This window comes from Bacillus sp. NMCC46, from assembly GCF_002998465.1.
Classification (GTDB): Bacteria; Bacillota; Bacilli; order Bacillales; family Bacillaceae; genus Bacillus.
The window spans coordinates 223,290-245,246 of sequence record NZ_PVQZ01000003.1 but is presented as its reverse complement, the minus strand read 5'-3'; the positions used below and the strand labels follow the sequence as shown (position 1 = coordinate 245,246).

20 protein-coding genes are annotated in these 21,957 nt (G+C 42.7%); 4 read left to right on the top strand and 16 right to left on the bottom strand.

The features are described 5' to 3' along the window. Positions 1 to 17: 17 nt before the first annotated feature. The 5 genes from C6Y01_RS10760 to C6Y01_RS10740 all read right to left on the bottom strand — a co-directional run bounded on the left by C6Y01_RS10760 (position 18) and on the right by C6Y01_RS10740 (position 6,446). Entirely contained in the window at positions 18 to 2,033 is a 2,016-nt protein-coding gene (locus tag C6Y01_RS10760) for a Na+/H+ antiporter (RefSeq protein ID WP_034659982.1), read from the bottom strand. A 322-nt stretch (positions 2,034 to 2,355) separates the two neighbouring features. Continuing rightward, entirely contained in the window at positions 2,356 to 2,967 is a 612-nt protein-coding gene (locus tag C6Y01_RS10755) for a trimeric intracellular cation channel family protein (RefSeq protein ID WP_003212961.1), read from the bottom strand. Positions 2,968 to 3,113: 146 nt separating this feature from the next. Further along, positions 3,114 to 3,527, bottom strand: coding sequence for a disulfide oxidoreductase (locus C6Y01_RS10750; protein ID WP_003212957.1), 414 nt, complete (start codon positions 3,525 to 3,527; stop codon positions 3,114 to 3,116). Continuing rightward, positions 3,524 to 4,210 (bottom strand): DsbA family protein, encoded by a 687-nt coding sequence (locus C6Y01_RS10745; protein ID WP_060597713.1) that lies wholly within the window; start codon positions 4,208 to 4,210, stop codon positions 3,524 to 3,526. Before C6Y01_RS10745 ends, C6Y01_RS10750 begins: the two co-directional genes overlap by 4 nt. A gap of 142 nt (positions 4,211 to 4,352) precedes the next feature. Next, a complete protein-coding gene (locus C6Y01_RS10740) occupies positions 4,353 to 6,446 on the bottom strand; it encodes a heavy metal translocating P-type ATPase (protein WP_106038190.1) in 2,094 nt (697 codons plus the stop codon). Positions 6,447 to 6,874: 428 nt separating this feature from the next. On the opposite strand from C6Y01_RS10740, the gene C6Y01_RS10735 reads away from it, so the two are divergent. From C6Y01_RS10735 to C6Y01_RS10725, 3 genes are read left to right on the top strand one after another with little or no spacing between them, the layout of a single operon-like run. Further along, the gene (locus tag C6Y01_RS10735) at positions 6,875 to 7,618 is read left to right on the top strand and encodes a metal ABC transporter ATP-binding protein (RefSeq protein ID WP_034659984.1); all 744 of its coding nucleotides are present in this window, start codon (positions 6,875 to 6,877) and stop codon (positions 7,616 to 7,618) included. After that, positions 7,618 to 8,490, top strand: a complete 873-nt coding sequence (locus C6Y01_RS10730) for a metal ABC transporter permease (protein WP_007500236.1) — start codon at positions 7,618 to 7,620, stop codon at positions 8,488 to 8,490. Before C6Y01_RS10735 ends, C6Y01_RS10730 begins: the two co-directional genes overlap by 1 nt. A 13-nt stretch (positions 8,491 to 8,503) precedes the next feature. Next, entirely contained in the window at positions 8,504 to 9,442 is a 939-nt protein-coding gene (locus C6Y01_RS10725; protein WP_106038189.1) for a metal ABC transporter substrate-binding protein, read from the top strand. 239 nt (positions 9,443 to 9,681) lie between these two features. Here C6Y01_RS10725 and C6Y01_RS10720 read toward each other — a convergent pair whose 3' ends face one another. Then, positions 9,682 to 10,230, bottom strand: a complete 549-nt coding sequence (locus tag C6Y01_RS10720) for a hypothetical protein (protein ID WP_034659988.1) — start codon at positions 10,228 to 10,230, stop codon at positions 9,682 to 9,684. A gap of 89 nt (positions 10,231 to 10,319) precedes the next feature. Between C6Y01_RS10720 and C6Y01_RS10715 the strand changes: the two genes are divergently transcribed. Continuing rightward, a complete protein-coding gene (locus C6Y01_RS10715) occupies positions 10,320 to 10,928 on the top strand; it encodes a TetR/AcrR family transcriptional regulator (protein ID WP_034659990.1) in 609 nt (202 codons plus the stop codon). 15 nt (positions 10,929 to 10,943) lie between these two features. Here the strand turns inward: C6Y01_RS10715 and C6Y01_RS10710 are convergent, their stop codons facing one another. From C6Y01_RS10710 to C6Y01_RS10665, 10 genes are all read right to left on the bottom strand, one after another. Further along, positions 10,944 to 11,876 carry a response regulator gene (locus tag C6Y01_RS10710; protein WP_034659991.1) on the bottom strand — a complete coding sequence of 311 codons (933 nt, stop codon included), beginning with the start codon at positions 11,874 to 11,876 and terminating at the stop codon, positions 10,944 to 10,946. Next, positions 11,873 to 13,189: a sensor histidine kinase gene (locus tag C6Y01_RS10705; protein WP_095285779.1), complete on the bottom strand. Its 1,317-nt coding sequence runs from the start codon at positions 13,187 to 13,189 to the stop codon at positions 11,873 to 11,875. Before C6Y01_RS10705 ends, C6Y01_RS10710 begins: the two co-directional genes overlap by 4 nt. A 116-nt stretch (positions 13,190 to 13,305) precedes the next feature. Then, complete coding sequence (gene aspA, locus C6Y01_RS10700) at positions 13,306 to 14,751, bottom strand: aspartate ammonia-lyase (protein WP_034659994.1); 1,446 nt, start codon at positions 14,749 to 14,751, stop codon at positions 13,306 to 13,308. A 16-nt stretch (positions 14,752 to 14,767) separates the two neighbouring features. Continuing rightward, positions 14,768 to 16,045 carry a cation:dicarboxylate symporter family transporter gene (locus C6Y01_RS10695; protein WP_003213370.1) on the bottom strand — a complete coding sequence of 426 codons (1,278 nt, stop codon included), beginning with the start codon at positions 16,043 to 16,045 and terminating at the stop codon, positions 14,768 to 14,770. Between the two features lie 175 nt (positions 16,046 to 16,220). Next, on the bottom strand, positions 16,221 to 16,355 hold the full coding sequence (locus tag C6Y01_RS19265) for a hypothetical protein (RefSeq protein WP_262417031.1): 135 nt from the start codon (positions 16,353 to 16,355) through the stop codon (positions 16,221 to 16,223). Continuing rightward, positions 16,352 to 18,787, bottom strand: a complete 2,436-nt coding sequence (locus tag C6Y01_RS10685; protein WP_034659996.1) for a heavy metal translocating P-type ATPase — start codon at positions 18,785 to 18,787, stop codon at positions 16,352 to 16,354. The genes C6Y01_RS19265 and C6Y01_RS10685 overlap by 4 nt, the downstream gene beginning before the upstream one ends. An 81-nt stretch (positions 18,788 to 18,868) precedes the next feature. Beyond that, positions 18,869 to 19,075 (bottom strand): copper chaperone CopZ, encoded by a 207-nt coding sequence (copZ, locus tag C6Y01_RS10680; RefSeq protein ID WP_095285778.1) that lies wholly within the window; start codon positions 19,073 to 19,075, stop codon positions 18,869 to 18,871. 74 nt (positions 19,076 to 19,149) lie between these two features. Continuing rightward, positions 19,150 to 19,455 carry a metal-sensing transcriptional repressor gene (locus C6Y01_RS10675; RefSeq protein WP_003212640.1) on the bottom strand — a complete coding sequence of 102 codons (306 nt, stop codon included), beginning with the start codon at positions 19,453 to 19,455 and terminating at the stop codon, positions 19,150 to 19,152. Positions 19,456 to 19,556: 101 nt separating this feature from the next. Next, positions 19,557 to 20,012 carry a DUF6376 family protein gene (locus C6Y01_RS10670; protein ID WP_044138955.1) on the bottom strand — a complete coding sequence of 152 codons (456 nt, stop codon included), beginning with the start codon at positions 20,010 to 20,012 and terminating at the stop codon, positions 19,557 to 19,559. Between the two features lie 276 nt (positions 20,013 to 20,288). Beyond that, positions 20,289 to 21,878 (bottom strand): histidine kinase N-terminal 7TM domain-containing diguanylate cyclase, encoded by a 1,590-nt coding sequence (locus C6Y01_RS10665; protein ID WP_106036519.1) that lies wholly within the window; start codon positions 21,876 to 21,878, stop codon positions 20,289 to 20,291. Between the last annotated feature and the right edge of the window lie 79 nt (positions 21,879 to 21,957).

Genomic DNA, 21,957 nt, shown 5'->3' with positions numbered 1-21,957 from the left:
GGGAGAAGATCACAACATTACGTATTAGTCAGGAGAACAGCTTCCATGTCATTGATATACTCCCTTAAATGATGGGCAATGTCACGATTGATTTCACCATCTTCATACAGAGTTTGAATTTCATTTCGTATTGTCTGTACAGCTTGGAAGTTAAGCTCTTTTTTCTTCCGGTCAAATGAACGGTCTTTTTGCTGAAAGAAGCTTGGACCGTGTTCACATCGATAAATGACTTGGTTGTAAAAACCAATCACTTGATGACACGTTTGTTTATTTTCATCGGTCATATGCTGTTTGATCGAGTCCACAGCAGCCTCAGCCGTTTTCTTACGGATTTGTTTGTACGAGCCCTCGTTTTCTAAAATGCCGCTGGAAACGTGCTGATTCGGCCGCCATAATTGGAGCCATTGAAGCAAGCGCAGAAACTTCACTTTTGAAAAACGGATTTTGAAGGAGTTTGAATACAGCATTTCGAGCTCATGAAATCTTTCTTGCAGCTCATAGGCTTCTTCTTTATCGATTTTCTCTTCCTCAATGAGCTGTTGCAGCTTCATCTGCTCAGCTTTGATTCCGTGCAGCCTGATCTTTCTCTCTTGTTTTCTCATCCCGAATTGATACGGTTCACGCTGGATATTGCGCAGCTTCATTCGGTAATCATTGATGAGTGCAAGAGACACTTCCCTATTGTCTTCATTCATTCCTTCTCTTAAGGTTTTAATGGCACTTCTTAGCAGCTTCCGTTTCGCATGCTGAATCTTTGTATCCAAGTCCACGGCGATTTGCTTGTCTTTTTTCTCAGATAAAAGAGGCAGTAGCACACTAGCTAAAATGAGTGTACATAAGATGACGCCTGCTGCGAGGAAAATAATCAAATGCCGTTCAGGAAACGGTGATCCGTCCGCAAGTGTAAATGGGATGGAGAAGGCACCGGCTAATGTCACAGCCCCACGAACACCAGAGAATGTCATGAGCATCGAGGCGCGAAGCTTCGGTTTTTTCACGTTTTGCTTTTTCGTTGCACTCCAATTCCCTGCCCAGAATAGCCATACCCATAAGAACCTCAGGATCATAAGACACAGCGTGATGATTAAGATGTAACTGATGACCTGCATATTATTAAAGGCTTCATCCTGGAAAATGACCGTCGATACATCAGGAATCTGCAATCCAAGGATAACGAAAACAAGTCCGTTTAAAATAAATAAAATAATATTCCATGTGTTTGACGAAGCAATTTGCAGTTTGGCTAAATTTGCTTCCATTCGATCCTGCTCAATGGCATGTGTCACACCGCCAGCAACAACCGCTAAAATACCGGATACACCAATTTCTTCCGCTGCTAAATAGATGACAAATGGTGTAAGAATTTGCAGGATGATGTGCATCGTGACATCGTCCATTCCTAGACGGCGGAGGAAATAGCGAAAACGAATGATAAAAAAGGATAGAATAAATCCAGTCAATAGACCACCTGCGGCAATCAGGACAAAGCTAAAGGATGCCTCAGCAATTGAAAAAGCGCCAGTTACTGTTGCTGCAATGGCAAATTTAAAGGCAACAAGTCCTGATGCATCGTTCATCAATCCCTCGCCTTCCAGCAGCCTCATGATACCCTTTGGCATGTTCACACGGCTGGAAAGAGCACTGACTGCTACCACATCTGTCGGTGATAAAATCGCTGCAAGCGCAAATGCGGCTGGAAGCGGAATGCTTGGGATCATCCAATGGATGGTATATCCTGCTACAATGACTGTCGCAAATACTAACCCTAGGGCTAACAGAAGAATCGGCGCTCTTAATTTCCACAGCTCGTCCCTTGGGGTACGCTTCCCGTCATTAAATAACAGCGGCGCAATGAATAAAACGAAGAATAGTTCGGGATTTAAAGAAATATGTAAACCTGAAGGAAAAGCTGCCACCAATATTCCTAAGCCCACTTGAATTAACGGGACTGGAATAAAGGGGACAAAACGATTGATAATATTAGATGATGCGATGAGTGCTAGTAATACGAGCACTGCCAAAAAAATCTCCACTAGTACGTGTCCCTCCTATTTCAATTTTTTCGTCAAGTTTTGCTTACATGTAAAGATGTGTTCATTCCATGTTGATTCATCCGTCCGATCATAGGTGCTTCTTTAGTATTCCGCAAAATGTGAAACCAACACATAACAATCCATCTAGGCAAAAAAAGGCTGAATCCAGATATTCAGCCAGCTGACAAAATTTTCATCACATGTATTGTTCTAATGATGAACAAAAAGACCCTGCTTTTATTTTACACGAAAACTCCATTACCTGCTGACATCCAGCTCGTATCAAACACAAAAAAAAGAGCGAAACCGCTCTTTTCTCGTTTTACCCTTTATTTAAAAAATAAGACCTAGCGGGAAGCCGCCATTTGAATAGGTAGGAACAAACCCTGCATACGACAAGGATGAGAAACAGCAAATACAAAGCAATCTCTCCTTGTGCTAAACCGAGTCCTACGAGTAAGCCGCCAAGTGCTGCCCAAACTGCGTAAATCTCCGCTTTTAGCACAAGCGGCTTTCGCCCTGCCAATAAATCACGCACAATTCCGCCTCCGCTTCCAGTCAAAATGGCTGCCACAATGACCGCACTGAGCGGAAGCTCTCTTTGCACAGCAAATAATGCACCTTGAATCGCAAACGCTGCTAAACCAATCGCATCCGAGAAATTCCCCCATGTGCTCCAGTGCTTGAGCAAAAGCTTTGGAAAAAGAAACACAATCGTAATGGATACAAGAGCAATGGTAAACATTTTGCCCTGTGACCATAAAGCAGACACCGGAAGACCGATTAATAGATTTCGAATCGCTCCACCGCCAAATGCTGTCACAATCCCTAAAATGTACACACCAAGAATATCGTACTCTTCCTCCATTGCTACTATCGCACCACTAATGGCGAATGCGATAATACCAATGATACTTAAGACTTCCCATGCCATTTTCCGCTTATCTCCTTACATGATCTGATCATCTAACACTACTCCCTTAATGTATATCTGACATAAGCGAAAAGCAATACAAATTTTCTTTAAATTTTATCTTTTTGCAAAAATAAAAAATAGCCCGCTTAAAAGCAGGCTATCTCTCAATCTTCTTTTGCATTTAACAGCAGCATACTGATGATGATAAGAATAAATGCAATGAGAGCCAATAGTGGAATGGTAATAAAACCAAACCAGTTCAGATAATCAACGGAACAAGGAATGCCGCTTAGGCAAGGGCGAATCGACGCAAAGCCCGGGATCTTTTGTTCCATATAATGATAGATGGAAAAGCCAGCACCAATCACAGCCAAAGGCAGTACGTAATACTTCACTTTGACATCGCCCCGGAACGTAGCAATTCCAAGTAAGAGCACGAGCGGGTACATGAAAATGCGCTGAAACCAGCACATATCGCATGGGATAAACTTCTTTATTTCACTTAAATACAGGCTGCTCATCGTCGCAACGATAGAGACAATCCAAGCACTGTATAAGTAAATGAGCTTATTCTTCATGATTTTTTCCCTTTGAGCTCTTGATCAATTAATTCTTTGATTTCATCATAGTCATAAAAGTTTTGAACTTGTTTATTGTTAATCAAAATCGTTGGTGTTGAATTCACTTTATATTTGTTCACAAGCTGATCGTCTGTGTTCAGCTGCGGCTGATACGTTTTCTTTGATAAATTATCTTTGAGTTTATCCGTATCAATTTTTGTTGTCTTTTTCGCTAGTTCAGTCAGCTTAGCAGGCGTAACCCATTCTGCTTCACTATCTGGCTGTGCTTGATAGACAGCTTCATGGAATGCCCAGAAGTTTTTTGGATCTTCTTTCCACACTTCTTCAGAAGCTAGTGCTGCTAATACTGCGCCATCTCCATGAACAGGCAGTGGTAAATTAATAAATGAAAAGGATACATCGCCTTTATCTATGTAGTCTGCTTTCAGTTTTGGGAAAATGTCTGTTTCAAATGATTTACATGACGGACATTTGTAGTCCCCAAACTCAACGACTTGCACCGCTGCGTTTTTGTCCCCTATGACAGGCTGTCCTTTAATCGAAGGCTTACTGTCAACTGTTTGTGCTTCTTGGCTGTTCTTGTTCCCAATCACAACAAATAGACCGATGAGAAGAGCTGCGATGATGGTTAAAATGACAGCAAATTTAATGGATGAAGATTGATTATTTTTCTTACTCACATAAGCACCTACCTTATCTTTTTCATTCCTTAAAAAAGAAAAAGGATAATAGCTTAGAAAAATGCCATTATCCAACTTCTTCTATTTTAACAAGAGGGGGTCCATTATGAAAGATGGTATTCATGATATTTTCCTTACAATTTTATTTCATGACCCTCATGGCATTTAAAACAGCGAGTACGGTGACACCGACATCCGAGAAGACGGCTTCCCACATGGTCGCAATACCGAATGCACCGAGTAATAGGAAAATGCCTTTGACACCAAGGGCAAATGCGATATTCTGCCATACAATCCTTCTTGTTCGTTTCGCGACAGCGATGGCTTCTGCTACCTTTGATGGCTGGTCCGTCATGATGACGATATCAGCCGCTTCGACAGCTGCATCTGATCCAAGCCCGCCCATTGCAATTCCTATGTCTGCTCTTGCTAATACAGGTGTATCATTAATGCCGTCCCCAACAAATAATAGCTTTTCTTGAGGCGCTTTTTTCTGATCAATTTCTTCTATTTTCGTTACTTTATCCTGCGGCAATAATTCTGCATGTACTTCGTCGATGCCAATTTGCTTGGCGACCGCAGTTCCGACTTGCTTAGCATCACCAGTGAGCATGACGGTTTGAATCCCAGACGCTTTTAGAGCAGAGACGGCTTCGATTGCATCGTCCTTCAATTCATCTGCGATCAAGATCGATCCAGCAAACTCACCGTTAATCGCCATGTACACAACGGTTCCGCTTCTTTTTTCTTTTTCATACGCAATGCCTTCTCGCTCCATCAATCGATGATTTCCCGCTAAGACATGGGAACCGCTGATGGTCGCTTTAATTCCATGTCCCGCGATATCCTCATATGCTTCAATCTGGCTTTCATCAAGCGGCGAGCTGTATGCCGCTTTAATCGATTCTGCAATAGGGTGTGAGGAATGGGCTTCTGCCAGTGCTGCAAAAGAAAGCAGCTCCTCTTCTGACCACTTGTCACTGGTTGTGACAATATTGGTCACCGTAAAGTTTCCTTTTGTGAGTGTGCCCGTCTTATCAAATACAGCATATCTCACAGAATTCAATGCTTCTAGATAGTTACTGCCTTTCACAAGGATGCCTCGTTTAGAAGCTGCCCCAATTCCCCCGAAAAATCCTAATGGAATGGACACAACAAGAGCACAAGGACAAGAGATCACGAGAAAGACAAGTGCCCGGTACACCCAGTCAGACAATTGTGCCGATGGAAAGAGAAGCGGCGGCATAAAGGCAAGCAATAAGGCAAGCAAGACGACAGCCGGTGTATAATATTTTGCAAACTTTGTGATGAAATTTTCTGTCTGTGCTTTTCGGCTGCTCGCATTCTCAACCAAATCTAAAATCTTTGTCACTGCCGATTCACTTAGCTCTTTTTGCACTTCAATTTCAAGTATACCGTTTTGATTCACAAATCCTGCAAGAACTTCTTTTCCCGCTTCTACATCCCGCGGCACCGACTCCCCTGTTAATGCAGATGTATCTACGAGCGAGAAACCTTCAACAATGAGCCCATCCAGCGGAATTTTTTCACCTGGCTTCACAACAATACGGTCACCGGCTTTTACTTCTTCCGGATTCACTTTTTTCGTTTCATTTCCTACTTTTAGATTCGCGTATTCTGGACGTATATTCATTAATTCACTAATTGATCGTCTTGAACGGTTCACTGCCGCCCCTTGGAAGAGCTCTCCAATTTGGTAAAACAGCATGACAGCAAGCGCTTCTGGATATTGCTGAATGACAAAAGCACCAACCGTTGCAATCGTCATTAAGAAGTTCTCATCAAATACTTGGCCGCGCACGATATTTTTCAGCGCTTTAAAAACCACATCACCGCCGACTAGTAAATATGCTGCGAAGAACATAATGAACTTTAATACACCATCTTCAGGTATAAAGAAGGCTGCTGTTCCAATGACTGCACCGCCAATTAATTTCAGCACAATCGTTTTTAAATTTTTCGTCCCATGATCGTGATGATGTCCTTCTTCTTTCGGTGATACACTCACATGAGGTTCAATGGACTGAACGGTTTTTTCAATGCGCCTTGACATCGTTTCTTGCTTATCTGCATGCGTAACAGTCAATGTGCCTGTCGCAAAATTAACAGAGCAAGCTTCAACACCATCCATTTTGCTGACACCTGTTTCTATTTTACGTGCACAGTTGCCGCAATCAAGACCGCTTAATACGTATTCATCCTTCATCTTTTTCATGTTCTCACCTTTTTCTATATAAGTAGCCTTCCCTGATTCAACCAAACCTATCAGCTGCTGTGGATATTATATATGAGCACATATTCATATATTGAATTATCTTTATTATATGAGGAGTTCTGATCAGCTGTCAATCATTTATGAGCAAATGTTTGGTTTTTTTATGCCCAATCCTGCCACACGGATTTTCAATAAACCAAGCTCATGTCCCCCGCTCCCCGCATAACATAAAAACGATCGTTTGACCTCTGACAGAAAAAGTGCAGCTTTTCTCTTTACAAAAGAAGGACATACACTTAGAATGAAATAAAAGTTTCCTTAAGGAAACAAATTAGCATTAGAGAATCATTTCATCCTTTAGTCAAAATTATTTAATGTATGCATATATCTTTAGGAAGTGCAATGATGATTGAAAGGGGCCGCAAGAGATGCCAAATGCTTTAACAATCGACCGTCTTCATGTCTCATATCACGGGCAGGATGCATTAGAGAACATCTCTCTTTCCATACAGGAAGGAACGATGACAGGAATCATAGGTCCAAATGGTGCCGGTAAATCGTCTTTACTCAAGGCATGTTTGGATTTAATTGAAAAAGACCAAGGGGATATTCGCTTTTTTGAACAGCCCTTTAAACAAGTCAGAAAACAGATCGCCTATGTACCACAAAGAAATGATCTAGACTGGACGTTTCCTATTCATGTGCTGGATACCGTGCTACTTGGAACATATCCGAAGCTTGGCCTGATGAAACGTCCGAAAAAAGAAGACCGGGCATATGCGTACCACTGTTTAGAAAAGGTCGGTATGCAGGACTTTGCCAAAAGACAGATTGGTGAGTTATCCGGCGGTCAGCAGCAGCGTGTCTTCCTTGCAAGAGCACTTGCGCAAAACGCACAGCTCTTCTGTTTGGATGAACCGTTTGTTGGGATTGATATGGCCAGTGAAGAAACGATGGTTCGCATTTTGCAAGAATTACGGGATGAAGGAAAAACCATTTTGGTTGTCCATCATGATTTAAGTAAAGCCGATGATTACTTCAGCCACCTCGTTCTGTTAAATAAAAAACTCATCAAAGCTGGACCTGTACACGACATCCTTCGCCCAGAGGTCATGCTGGAGGCATATGAAACGCAGCTACCATTCTTAAAAACAGCAGGAGGAGACGTGTAATGGAATTTTTAACCGGACTCTTTGAATATGCGTTTTTACAAAAAGCGTTATTTACATCCGTCATGGTAGGCATTATTTGCGGGGTCATTGGCTGCTTTATCATTTTACGGGGCATGGCCCTGATGGGAGACGCCATTTCGCATGCAGTGTTGCCAGGTGTCGCCATCTCTTATATGCTGGGAATTAACTTTTTCTTCGGGGCCGTTTTAACTGGAGTGTTAACAGCGATTGGGATCGGATACGTGAGTCAAAACAGCCGCATTAAAAATGACTCTGCCATCGGCATTGTCTTCACCGCCTTTTTCTCAATCGGAATCATTTTAATCACATTTTTGAAAAGTTCCAGTGATTTATATCATATCTTGTTTGGAAACGTCCTAGCTGTTCGGTCATCTGATATGTGGATTACACTTGGCATCGGCATTTTTATCCTGCTGGCTGTTATCGTTTTCTACAAAGAACTGCTCATTAGTTCATTTGATCCGGTCATTTCTTCGGTTTACGGTTTACCGAATCGAATGATCCATTATTTTCTCATGACCTTGTTGACCCTTGTGACCGTTGCGTCACTGCAAACTGTTGGGATTATTCTTGTCGTTGCCATGCTTATTACGCCGGCAGCCACTGCTTATCTCTTAACAGACCGGCTATGGATCATGATTTATTTATCTGCATTTTTCGGGGCAGTTTCTGCCGTCGTGGGACTTGGGCTTAGTTTTACGTATAACTTGTCGTCTGGCGCTTCTATCGTGCTGGTCGCGACCATTTTATTCGGGAGTGCCTTTATCTTTTCACCAAAGCAAGGAATTCTATGGAGATCATTAAAATCTAAACGAAAACGAACGCAGCTAAAAAAGGAAGCGTCTATGTAAAAGGAGGACATATATGAAGAAGGTATTTGCAATCCGTTTGATCGCAGTATTCATTGCCCTTATGGTCATCGCAGGCTGTTCTACTAAGCAAAATAATTCCGGCAAAGATGACGGCACATTAAAAGTCGTCACGACCTACTCCATTCTTTATGACATTGTGAAGGAAGTAGGCGGAGAGCACGTCTCTATTCACAGCATTGTTCCCATTGGTACAGACCCACATGAATTCGACCCACTGCCAAAGGATGTTCAGCATACAACGGATGCAGACCTTGTTCTATATAATGGCTTAAACCTTGAGACAGGGAACGGCTGGTTTCAAAAGCTGCTCGAATCGAGTGGCAAGGATGGGGATGATGCACCTGTAGCCGAACTAAGTAAAGGCGTCAAAGTAAAGCACTTGTCTTCAAAAGGACTCGAAAGCCAGCAGGACCCCCACGCCTGGCTGAATGTCGAAAATGGGATTCTTTATGCTCAAAATGCCCGGGATGCGCTTATTGAAGCGGACCCTGAGCATCAAGAGGATTACGAAAAAAATACAGAAGCCTATATCAAAAAGCTTCAAGCGCTTCACGATGAAGCAAAAGACAAGTTTGATCAGCTGCCAAAAGACAAAAAGCTCCTTGTGACAAGTGAGGGAGCCTTCAAGTATTTTGCAGATGCCTATGGACTGAAAGCAGGCTACATTTGGGAGATCAACACAGAAAGTGAAGGAACACCTGGACAAATGAAGCGCATCATTCATTTTGTCAAAGATCATCAAGTTCCTGCGCTCTTTCTTGAAACAAGTGTCGATCAACGCAGCCTTGAAAGCTTATCTGAGGAAACCGGGGTTCCGATTAAAGGAAAAGTATTCACTGACTCTATTGGAAAGAAAGGTGAAGACGGAGACAGCTACTATAAGATGATGAAATGGAATATTGACACCATTTACAAAGGGCTTTCATCATAAGAAAAGACAGGCGGAGTGATTCTGCCTGTCTTAGATTGTTGACAAAGGGCTAAAATGATGTTTATTTTAGCCCTTTGTCTTCTTTTCAGCGTGATAGAAAACCTTTGCAGTCTAGGAAGGACAGCTACTTTTGCGGAACGAATTTGACATTCGTGAGCACCAGCGCGCAGAACTGACAACGAATGCGAGGGTTTGTCTTCACGCTGAGACAGGCGGAATGAATCCGCCTGTCTTTTTTGTTAGCTGGCTATATTTTGCGGGTGTTTTTTCGGCCAAATGACATAGCTAATGCTAATGACGAAATCAATGGCTAAGACCATCCCCCACACACCGGCGAGCTGCATCAGTGATTCCGTTCGTTCTGGTGCTTGTATGAGATAGGATAAACCAAATAGCAGACCAGCTCCGATGACATAAGAGACGAAATGGCGCGTCCAGCTGACCATTTCATACACTGACCGTTCCTTCCCGTACTTAGGTCTTCCCTTCGGCTTAGGGCCTCCTGCAAATCGATAAGCAAACCGAGCATCTGCCCATTTCACCATTTGATGTCCAAAGGCGAGACTCACCCCAATATAAACAGCCGCAAGCCCGTGGATGACACTCGCCACAGCCCCTTGCCTTAAATCCATATAAGTAGCCGCAAGAAGGATTAGATCCAAAATCGGCGTACAGACCAGAAAGAAGGCGCCCCACTTTTTCTGTCTAAACACATAACGCAGTGTTAAACCCACCAGAATAAACAGCCAAAAACCAATTTCACATGCCACAATCAATAACCCGACCAATATTCCCCACATCCTTTTTAACACAATTGTATTAAATAAAAAATAACACAACTGTGTTAAAAAAACAATAGCTGTGCTAAAATCAATGTATGCCAAAAATCGTCGATCACCATAAACAAAAACAAAAAGTCGCTCAAGCTGCAATGAGAGTGATTAAACAGGATGGATTGGAAAACGCTTCTGTACGAAAAGTAGCGGTAGAAGCTGGTATTTCAGCGGGCTCTATGCGTCATTATTTTTCCACACAGCAAGAGTTATTTCTTTTCTCTATGACATTGATTCAGGAAAGAGTCAAAGAGCGTATGACAGGACTTCAGCTTAATGGTTCAACGGAAGAAAATGTCCTCACGTTATTGGAGCAGGTTCTTCCACTTGATGAAGAACGAAGATTTGAAATGGAGGTGTGGCAGGCTTTTACAGTCAAGTCGCTGACTGAACCAGATTTACAGCCGCTCAATGCAAAGATGTATGACGAGCTTCTCCAAACGACCCAATTTTGTTTAATGAAATTAAAAGAGGATGGGCTTTTGCTTGATCATATCGATCTTTTAGTCGAAACTGAGCGGCTTTATGCGGTCATCAACGGGCTTGCATTGAATGGAATCTTGCAGCCTCATCGTTTACCGCCTGAGCTCATACGCTCCGTGCTGCAGATGCACCTGCAATCCATCACCAAAAAAGACATGTCTCCCTCATGAGGGAGCATGTCTTTTTTAATCTTCCATAAAAATACGTTTTGCTTCGTAGTAGAGCACCTGCACAAATTTCTTCACATTGATACGAGTATGTTCTTCTCTACCGCTCGTCTCTTTTGTTAATTCACTCATTTTCTTTCGCACGATGGTGAAATCAAAGAATTTAGATGCATAATTTTCAAAGGTCGGATGAGAAAAATCAGTTAACCCAAGTGATGCGATGTGTTTCAAAGATTGGTTGATCGCACGTCTTACCCGCTGTTCCGCTGCCTTCGCTTCTCTTGCAATGTCTGCCGATGTGTAAGGCTCATTTAATTTATCCTCCGTGATTCCGGTAAAAATGACCTTTAAAGAAGGAAAAGAATCGTGATGATCGGTATGCAGCGCTACATACTGATCTGTGAAGAGAATCATATCTAATAAATCTTTAGACCCCTTCTCACCCACAATCCCAAGCTCTGCCAGCAAGAACTGACCTGCCTCTGCAAGACTTTTCCCCCGCTGCTTCGTTTTCGTCTGACCGCGCTGCTGAAACTGCATGACGGATTTGAGTGAGTGCTGAATGTTTTCAATTGAATGCTCTAAATGAAGACGTTCAATCATGAGATGGAGCACACTTAAGACCTCTACACGATTGATTGGCTTTGTCACATAATACTCAACACCAAGCGTATACGCCTGGCCGATTAATTCCTTTGTTTCTACCTGCGACAGCATTAAGTATTTCCCATGAAACTCATCCTTAATGGCTCGAATCGTTTCAAGACCGTCTCTTTCCGGCATCAATAGATCAATACATAAGATATCAATGTGCAAATCATTTAAGTAGCTTGCCGTTAACTCTGCGCCATCCTCTGCTTCCCCTGCGACAATGCCAAGCTCTTCATCTTCAATGAGCTGAGCCAGTGAAGAACGCACGGCTTCATCATCATCAACAATAAAAAATCTCATCTCCCAATCCCCTCTTTCCTACTGACTTGATCCACTGGTATCGTTAACGTGAAAATCGTTTGTTTATTTGGGATACTCTTCATCTCAACACTTCCGCCAAGCTTCTCCGCTGTATCCTTCACATAGGAAAGCCCGATACCGCTTGATGGATTCCCAGCCTGGTCGTATTTTAAAGTAAAACCGGGTTTAAAAATAACATGATGATTACGCTCTTTAATGCCAGGCCCGTTGTCACTGATTTGAAAGATCACCTGGTTCTCTTTCTGTGAAATAGAGAGTGACACCTCTCCATCCACTGGAATGGCTTCGACAGCATTGGAAACAATATTATTTAACAAAGATAGAATGGTATACACGTGATAGGCGGGATGCTGCCCATCTTCATCATAATGAAAGACAATGTTTTTTTTAAGAGATTCTGCGTAATTTTCATGGATACGAATCACAAGCCCAGCAATATGGGCAGGACTTGCATAAGCCTGGAAATTTTCTTCATGAATCAGCTTTGATAATGCAGAAAAAATCCGCTGGTTATCCTTTTTGATCTCATGTACCTCTCCTGCAATTTGCAGGGCTGTTTTTCCGAGCTTTTTCAAATCCAATGACTCCGCATCGTTTGCGTGGTGCAGGGATTGATACAATTGATAGGATGTCGCTGTAATGTGCTCAGCATGTGCAAGTGTTTTATGAAAGTATGTAGATTCCGTGTAAAGGTTAGACAGAAGCATCAGCAGATGTTCCTTTTCCTTTTTCATCTGACGCTCTCTCGCCTGCTCTTCATATAATCGAATCATTGTATAACAAGCCAACACGAAAAAGCTTCTAAAAATCGCCAAAACAAATAGTTGAAACAGCGTCCGCATCGTTAAGATTTCATCAATGGTGCCACGAAGTGCAATCATTTCAACAACGCTCGCACACAGTTCCATGATGATGCCTGTCGCACCAATCAGCCAAGGCTGATCGCGGAAACGTCTGACCTGTAATAAATAAAAGAGCGTGCCATAGACGACATAATAAAGAAGGGAAGGAAATCTTAATGAAACCGCCTCTTCCAGCGGAAGATGACCTGTGACGGCTGTATCAAGAAGCACGCGAAACGCAAAAACAGATACCCCTGCAATAATACCGCTTGCCCATGCCGGGAATTTTTTCATTTGAAGCAGGATAAAGAAAAAGACAACGGTTCCAAAACTGACCCGAAAGCTGTCCTCAAATGGATAAAATTTGAACTCTCCGCCAATCGGTGTCAGTACAATGAGCAACACAATTAAATAAGGCTCTGTATTCAGCCATTTTTTCAGTAGATTCAAACGCAGTCACATCCCTAATAATTGACGATAGTATACTATGTGAGCTTGAGAAAAACAAACATCCATGAAAAAGCGCACACCGGAACTTTGTCGGTGTGCGCTTCTCATGATGCCGCTTAATCTTCTAAACGATCCTTTTCTAAAAGTGATGCGCCAGCAATACCTGGTTTGGTCATTTCAAAAGGATTCAAGATGACGTCAAGCTCTTCTTCTGTTAACACATCATTTTGCAGACAAAGCTCACGTACAGATGCGCCTGTAAGAATCGCTTCTCTTGCAATTCGTGCAGCAGCTTCATAACCAATATGCGGATTCACCGCTGTCATGACACCAGCACTTTTTTCTACATATTCTTTTAATCTCGTTTCATCTGCTTTTAGATCACGCAGGCAGTTGTCCATGAAGGACTCAAACACATTTTTCATCATGCTGAGAGATTGTAGTAAGTTGAATATTAAAACTGGTTCCATGACGTTCAGTTCAAGCTGACCAGCCTCTGATGCAAGACAGATCGTGTGGTCATTTCCGATGACTTGGAATGCCACTTGGTTCATGACCTCAGGCATCACTGGGTTGACTTTCCCTGGCATGATGGATGAACCTGGCTGTCTCGGCGGCAAGTGAAGCTCACCAAAACCTGCTCTTGGCCCTGAAGCCATCAAACGAATATCGTTCGCCATTTTGGACATATTCATCATACATACTTTAAGTGCAGCAGATACTTCTGTATAAGCATCCGTATTTTGCGTGGCATCTACTAAGTCTTCAGCTCCAACTAACGGTAATCCGCTAATGTCAGATAGATAGCCTACCACCTGACGAATATATTTAGGATCAGCATTCAATCCAGTTCCGACTGCTGTTGCTCCCATATTGACTTCATATAAATGCTGTCTAGACTGCTTGATACGTTTAATATCACGAGCAAGAACCTTTGCATAAGCACTAAACTCCTGACCAAGTCTGATTGGAACAGCGTCCTGAAGATGCGTACGTCCCATTTTGATCACATGATCGAATTCCTGCGCTTTTTCCGTCATGACTTGATGCATGTTTTCCATCGTATAAAGTAGTTTTTCAATCATATTCAATGTTGAAATATGAATCGCTGTTGGGAAAACGTCGTTTGTTGACTGCGACATGTTCACATGCGTGTTTGGACTTAGCTCAGTATAAGCGCCTTTTTCCTTTCCTAGTAGTTCAAGCGCTCTATTTGCAATGACTTCATTGGCATTCATATTCATTGAAGTGCCAGCCCCGCCTTGAATTGGATCGACAATAAATTGATTGTTCCATTTTCCTTCAATAACCTCATCTGCGGCTTGAACAATTTTTTCTCCAAGACCAGAATATAGTCGTTGTGTATCCATATTTGCAAGTGCGGCTGCCTTTTTGACAATCCCTAATGCTTTGATGAGTTCCTCATGAACATGGTAGCCAGTAATTGGAAAGTTCTCTACTGCACGTAATGTTTGAATTCCATAATACGCTTGAGTGTCTACTTCCTTTTCACCTAGAAAGTCTCGTTCGATTCGAACTTGCTTGTCCTGTAGCTTCGTCATTTGAAAAGATCTCCTTTTACGCTGCTTTTGTTTGTTGTTTTAATTCCTCAATATACTTCTTCGATTTCTCTTGATCAAAAACTTTTTCCCACTTAGACATGACAATGGCGGCAAGTGAGTTACCAAATACGTTAACAGTTGTACGAACCATGTCAAGTATACGGTCGATCCCAACGATGAAGGCAAGTCCTTCAAGCGGCAGTCCCATTGCACCAAGTGTTGTGATGACAACAACGATTGATGCACCTGGTACACCAGCCATTCCTTTAGATGTCAGCATCAAGATTAATAGTAACGTAATTTGCTCATAGATGGAAAGCGGCATGCCGTACATTTGTGCAACAAATATGGCGGCAATGGATTGATAGATGGCACTTCCATCTAGGTTAAAGGTGTAGCCTGTTGGGATAACGAACGACGTGATCGCTTTCGGGCAGCCGAACTTCTCCATTTTATCCATAAGTCTAGGCAGTACAGCTTCTGAACTTGCTGTTGAGAATGCAAGAATGATTTCTTCTTTTAGCACTCTAAATAGTGTAAAGACGCTTGTTCCAGCTAATTTTGCGATAATGCCAAGTACGACAATAACGAAGAATGCCATTGTACCGTAAACGACAAGTACCAGTTTACCTAGCGGGAGAAGCGCTCCGACCCCGAATTTGATCACCGTCACACTGATGAGCGCGAATACACCAAATGGTGCAAACTTCATCACTTTATTGGTCACCCAGAACATGGCTTCGAGTATACCCTCAAAGAATCCTAATACTGGTTTCCCTTTGTCTCCTACTGCCGCAATTCCTAATCCGAATAAGACTGTAAAGAAGATCGTTGGTAATAGATCACCTTCTGCAATGGATTGGAAAACGTTTGTTGGCACTAGATGCACAATGGTTTCAGAGAAACTCGCTTTTTCGGAAGAAGCTTTCGATGTCTCTTCATATTTAGAGATATCGCCTTTTTCCATGTTGCTCATGTCAATTCCTGTACCAGGATGGAAGACGTTTGCTGCAAGCAGTCCCACTGCTAATGCAATCGTTGTCACAATTTCGAAGTAAAGAATGGTTTTTCCGCCGAGTCTTCCGATGGTTTTCATATCCCCTACACCAGCTACTGCTACAATCAACGCAGCAATAACAATTGGAAGAACGATCATTTTAATTAAATGGATGAATATATCGCCAATCGGCGTTAACACATTAATAACGGTTTCATTTTGATAAAACAGCGCTCCCACGATAACACCCAGAACAAGTGCAATGAGTATTTGAGAAGCTAACCCTAACTTTTTCATACGTGAACCCCCTTTTTTTGATAACGCTTTCTTTGTTGCTTAATCGCATCTTAACGATGAACCTACAAAAAACGACAAAAAGGAACAAAAAGAAGTGAATTTTTTATGAAAAATCTTTTAAAAGGTGGGTTTTTCCACAAAATTGTTAAAAAAAGACTTCGCTTTTGGCGAAGTCTCAATGATCTTGCATATGTTCACTTGGCGGTTCTTGCTTTGGATAAAATTCATCATACATAGCATATCCAATAAGAACAAGAGCAACATAGAACAATGCACTAATCGTCCAAATCCATTTGACATTCAGCTTCATTGTGCCACTCCCTCTCTAACCGGTTTCAAACGCTGCAATCTGAGCGCATTCAATACAACCGACACGGAGCTAAAGGCCATTGCTGCTCCTGCAAGCCATGGCGCAAGAAGACCAAAAGCAGCTATCGGTATCCCAATGCAGTTATAAGCAAGCGCCCAAAATAGATTTTGCTTGATGTTTCTCATTGTTTTTTTACTAAATTCAAGCGCATCTGCAATGGCATGGAGGTCTCCTGTCATGAGCGTGATATCTGCTGCTTCCATGGCAACATCTGTCCCTGTTCCAACTGCCATCCCAATATTCGCTGTCGCAAGAGCCGGGGCATCATTGATGCCATCTCCGACCATGGCGACTTTCTTTCCTTGTTCCTGAAGCGCCGCAATGTGAGCAGCCTTTTCCTCAGGCAGGACTTCCGCAATGACATGATCAATGCCCGCCTGTTTCGCAATCGCGTCTGCCGTCAGCTTGTTATCACCTGTCATCATCACAACGTGAATCCCTTGCTCTTTCAGACGCTTGATAGCTTGAGGTGAGGATGATTTGATCGTATCTGCCACTGCGACAATGCCGGCGACTTCGCCGTCAATCGCGACAAGCATAGCTGTTTTCCCTTGCTGCTCCAGTAGTGTGACGGATGCTTCGACTTGATCATATGGGATATGATGTTTCTGTAATAGCTTACGCGTTCCAATCAAAAGCTTGTGTCCTGCGGCCTTTGCTTCAATTCCATGGCCTGGGTCTGCTTGGAAGGCTTCGATCTCGACCGCTTCAAGACCTTGTTCCTTCATTCCGTCTGTGATCGCTCTGGCAAGCGGGTGTTCCGACTGCTGTTCTGCCGATCCTGCTAGCTGAAGCAGCGTATCTTCTGTCCAATTGTCAGATACCATCACATCTGTCAGACTCGGCTCCCCTTTTGTCACAGTCCCTGTTTTATCTAAAACCACTGTGTCAAGTGATTGGGTCACTTCTAAATGCTCCCCGCCTTTAAACAAAATGCCTGATTCAGCTGCACGGCCGCTGCCAGCCATTATAGAGGTTGGTGTGGCAAGACCGAGCGCACACGGACATGCGATGACGATGACTGCGATAAACGTTTCAAGGGCTGACGTCACATTTCCTGGGTCAATAAGGAAAAACCATATCAGGAACGTGAGCACAGCAATTCCTACAACGATAGGAACAAATATCCCTGATATTTGATCTGCCATCCTTTGAATCGGTGCTTTTGAGCCCTGTGCTTGTTCTACGACTCTGATAATCTGTGAAAGGGCGGTCTCTTTCCCAACCTTTGTCGCTTTCACTTTCACAAACCCATTTTTATTGATGGTTGCCCCGATGACCGCATCACCAGCCGTTTTATCAACAGGCAGACTTTCTCCCGTAATCATGGACTCATCAATTGCGGTTGTTCCCTCCACGATCTCTCCATCTACCGGCACTTTCTCACCCGGTTTGACAAACACAAGATCATTCACTTTTACTTCGGAAATAGGCACGGTCATCTCTTTTCCATCTCGCTCGATGACCGCTTCTTTCGCTTGTAGGCCCATCAGCTTTTGAATCGCTTCTGATGATCTCCCTTTTGCTCTTGCTTCCATTAATTTTCCGAGCACGATCAACGTAATAAGCACAGCACTTGTTTCATAATAGAGGGCTGCCTCACGTGTGCCTTGAACCGCTGACTGAATGCTTTCGTATAAACTATAGAAAAACGCAGCTGATGTCCCAAGTGCGACAAGAACATCCATGTTGGCACTTTTATTACGTAAAGCTTTATATGCTCCTACATAGAAGGGCCAGCCGACAATGAACTGAACCGGCGCTGCTAAAGCCAGCTGAACCCATGGATTCATGAACGCTTCTGGCAGCCAAATAAAAGACGTGAAGGAAAAATGGCTGACCATTGCCCAAAGAAGCGGCAGTGACAGGATCATTGAAAATAAAAAGCGTGCCGTCTGCTTCTCTATTGCTGCTTGGCGATGATCTTTCTTTCCTTCTTCTGCTTCGTCTGCAGCTGGTTCAATTAAAGAATATCCAATGGACTGAACCGCCTCCTTTATATCACTTGTAGACGTTTGGCCAGGGTGATACGTGACCTGAAGTGTCTCAAGCGCAAAGTTCACAGATCCGTGATCAACACCATCCATCCGGTTAATTTTTTTCTCGATTCGGTTGGCACAAGCCGCACACGTCATTCCCTCTATATCAAACTCTGCTTGCTCCATCACCACACCGTAGCCAAAGGATTGAATTTTTTGCTTCAGATCATCTGGTGTTAGTTGTTCTGTTTCATACACAATATGAGATGTTTCCAGCGCCAAATTCACATTGGCATCCTCCACACCTTCCAGCCTGTTCAATCCCTTTTCGATGCGGCCTGCACAGGCAGCACAGGTCATCCCCGTAATTTGAAAGTCGATTTCCTTTTTCATTGATCTCACCTCTCCACATACTCCATAGGGGTATCTTTTTTTGAAAAAAATACGCGCTGACACATGCAGCACGTATATCATTTATACGACATCATATCCCTGTTCTTCAATCACATCAGAGATTCGGTGTAACGTGACTTGATCAGGATGAAATGAAACATCCACCTGTCCCTTGTCTAAATGGACTTTCACCGATTCAACACCTGTTAATTCTCCTACATTTCCTTCGACTGCTTTCACGCAATGTCCACAAGACATGCCCTGCACTTGAAGTGTTGCTTGTTCCACTTCTCATCGCCTCCTTCAATCATTTACTACAACTTACTATACCCTAGTAGGGTATCGATGTAAACATATAAATGCTACGATTTTGTCAGTTTCGTAAAGACCGTCATTAACTCTTCAATGGCTTCATCCCCATTGCCGCTCTTGATTGCATCTGCTACACAATGATGGGTATGCTTTTCCATCAATTGAAGACTGACCTTTTTCAAAGCCGCATTGACAGCGGAGATTTGATTGACAACATCTATACAGTAACGATCGTTTTCAATCATTTGCTGAATCCCACGCACTTGTCCTTCCACTCGTTTCAACCGATTGATCAATTGATCTTTATCCTTCTCGGCTCTTGGCGAAGCCATATGTCTTTCTTCATGTTCTGTCATGTGATCACCTTTTTTCTAATATGACTTATCTTTACTTAAATTAAAGCATATCTCCACCGGAAAAGGCAAAGATATGCTGAATACACTCTATCGTGTTTGCTTTAGTTTGTTAATTGTTCAATGTCCTGCAATAGATTGACGGACTGCTGAAGCTGCTTGATCAATCCTTGCTGATCCTCAATCATGGCGGCAACGTCGATGTTGTCTGCTTTCAATTGCTGTAAATACGTCTGAATGTCCTCTGACAGCACCTTATTTTTTTCAATGATCTGCGCATGCAGGTCTTCTGCTATTTTGGGTGCTGTGATTTCATTAAATTCTTGAATGTCTGCCTTCAATGATTCTAACTGCTGGGTTAATTCTGCTTTTTTGGCGGCGTTTTTCACAGCTTCTTCTGCGAGCTGTGGAAAGTTCTCCGTAAATTGCTGAATGTCCGTCACATACTCATTTGCCTCTGTGACATATGTCGTTGTATCACTTACTTGGTCAAGCAAACCAGAGCATCCACTTAATACAAGCGTGCCGGAAAAGAGCAAAGAGATCACATATTTTTTCAAGATTGATCATCCTTTCATCTGAGGTATTGAAAGCATCATTTGTCCCGCTCCCCCCATCACACAGATGCAATAAGACCTAAAAAAGCCAGACCTTTGCCTCATGTGTGATAGGCAAAGGTCTGGCTAACATGTTCATGCCGGAATGGCCGAGAAACAACGGATGTTTCTGTAATGACGACCAAACCGTAAAAGCTACTCCCCTTTAGGAAACCGTTCAAATGTTATGTTTATCATATCGAATGTCAGGACAACCGTCAATGAGAAGCTAGCAGCAGGTTAATGCTCTTCATAAAGCATATAGTCCGCTCCAGTGGACGCATAAATCCGGTTGCGTCCTTGGCGTTTTGACATATACAAAGCTTGGTCTGCTTCAAATAGAAGAGTTTCTAATACATTTGGATCATAAGCTGTGTGAGCAATTCCAAAGCTCGCTGTCACTCGCACTTTTTCCTCATCATTCTCAAAGAAACTCATCTCAAACGAATGTCTAATTCGCTCCGCAATATGACACGCCTCTTCAAAAGAATGATGCGGCAGACAAATAGCAAACTCTTCTCCGCCATATCGTCCGAATAAATCGTCCATTTGTAAATGCTGCTGACAAATGGTGACAACATGACGCAGCGCCTCGTCTCCAATATGATGTCCGTGCGTGTCATTGATTTGTTTAAAAAAATCAATATCAAACAGCATAACAGCCGTATCCTGCGCATCCCCTTCTAGGATCATCTGCGTTCGTTCAATAAATGAAGACCGATTGAAGATATTCGTCAATCCATCAATATACGCACGGCGCTCCAGCTCTTCCTGGAGCAAACGCTGCTCTGTTACATCACTGATCACAATTTGCCTGCCCTCGATCTCTCCTCTCCTATTAAATAGGGACGATGCGGTCAAGTGATAATAGCTGGAATGACCTTTTTCCCTTTTCAACATTAAATCATATTGCGAATGATCCTGAGGAGAACGCAGCCACTGAATGAAGTCAGTATCTTTGATGATTCCTGAGAAAATATCGTCTATTTTATAGCCAATCCCCTTTTTATTAGAAAGTGCTGGAATGATCGATGCAGCAGCGGGGTTGTAATCTATGAGTGTCCGGTATCGATCTAAAATGAGAACCCCCTCAGACATATGCTCAAACACACGCTCCATCGCAATGGGAGAGAGCTTAAAGAGCTGGAACGACATAATCGCCCATAAGTAGAGTGCATTGGTTAAAAACATCACCACAGGGACAGGGTCAATATGAAGAGGTGTCACACCTAATAAATAGATAAAAGATGTCGTGATTGGCAGTAACATGCCCACTAGCAAAATGAGGATCTGCTTTAAATATTCTTTTTTTGTGACACGCAAAAACCAAACCAGCATAAAAATAGCGAGCATCGAACAGCCAAATGTAAAGACGCCATGAATGATATACCAATAGCCAATCGTAAAGTCAGCCAATAAAAATCCGTCTACCGGATTCATCGTGATGCTTCGATAAAAGAGTGAATGAAAAGAATTAGTGAACACCATAATGGTGGTGAGAGTTGGAATCAGTAAGATGAGAAGCACGCGGCGCTTTGTGAAATATTGATGGAATCCCGTAAATTGCAGCACAATCATTAGACTGAATGGCGCGATGAACGGAAGACCTATGTATTGAAAACAAACCCAGAACATGATCTGTCCAGGTGTACTTGCCAATAATTCAAACGTGTGCCCAAAGATATAAATCGCAGTTGCTCCAGACATGTACATAAACAATTGACAGCCAATATACCGGTGGCGGTTCGCATGAGCAATGATTGATAATATCACGGACAGAATGCCAGAAACACTCATGATCACAATAAAATGTAAAACAATCGAATCCATGTAAACGCCCCAATTTCAGTTATTTAGAACTAGTCTAATCCTACTATATATGAGGAAGTCGCAAATGGGAAGATGTGAT

Coding starts and splice junctions, on each gene's coding strand:
- C6Y01_RS10725 (WP_106038189.1), top strand. CDS start 8,504: ATGAAGAAGGTATTTGCAATCCGTTTGATCGCAGTATTCATTGCCCTT.
- aspA (WP_034659994.1), bottom strand. CDS start 14,751: ATGACGAAGCTACAGGACAAGCAAGTTCGAATCGAACGAGACTTTCTA.
- C6Y01_RS19265 (WP_262417031.1), bottom strand. CDS start 16,355: ATGAAGCTGAATGTCAAATGGATTTGGACGATTAGTGCATTGTTCTAT.
- C6Y01_RS10715 (WP_034659990.1), top strand. CDS start 10,320: ATGCCAAAAATCGTCGATCACCATAAACAAAAACAAAAAGTCGCTCAA.
- C6Y01_RS10710 (WP_034659991.1), bottom strand. CDS start 11,876: ATGAGATTTTTTATTGTTGATGATGATGAAGCCGTGCGTTCTTCACTG.
- C6Y01_RS10755 (WP_003212961.1), bottom strand. CDS start 2,967: ATGGCATGGGAAGTCTTAAGTATCATTGGTATTATCGCATTCGCCATT.
- C6Y01_RS10730 (WP_007500236.1), top strand. CDS start 7,618: ATGGAATTTTTAACCGGACTCTTTGAATATGCGTTTTTACAAAAAGCG.
- C6Y01_RS10675 (WP_003212640.1), bottom strand. CDS start 19,455: ATGACAGAACATGAAGAAAGACATATGGCTTCGCCAAGAGCCGAGAAG.
- C6Y01_RS10665 (WP_106036519.1), bottom strand. CDS start 21,878: ATGGATTCGATTGTTTTACATTTTATTGTGATCATGAGTGTTTCTGGC.
- C6Y01_RS10740 (WP_106038190.1), bottom strand. CDS start 6,446: ATGAAAAAGATGAAGGATGAATACGTATTAAGCGGTCTTGATTGCGGC.
- C6Y01_RS10735 (WP_034659984.1), top strand. CDS start 6,875: ATGCCAAATGCTTTAACAATCGACCGTCTTCATGTCTCATATCACGGG.
- C6Y01_RS10750 (WP_003212957.1), bottom strand. CDS start 3,527: ATGAAGAATAAGCTCATTTACTTATACAGTGCTTGGATTGTCTCTATC.
- C6Y01_RS10695 (WP_003213370.1), bottom strand. CDS start 16,045: ATGAAAAAGTTAGGGTTAGCTTCTCAAATACTCATTGCACTTGTTCTG.
- C6Y01_RS10685 (WP_034659996.1), bottom strand. CDS start 18,787: ATGAAAAAGGAAATCGACTTTCAAATTACGGGGATGACCTGTGCTGCC.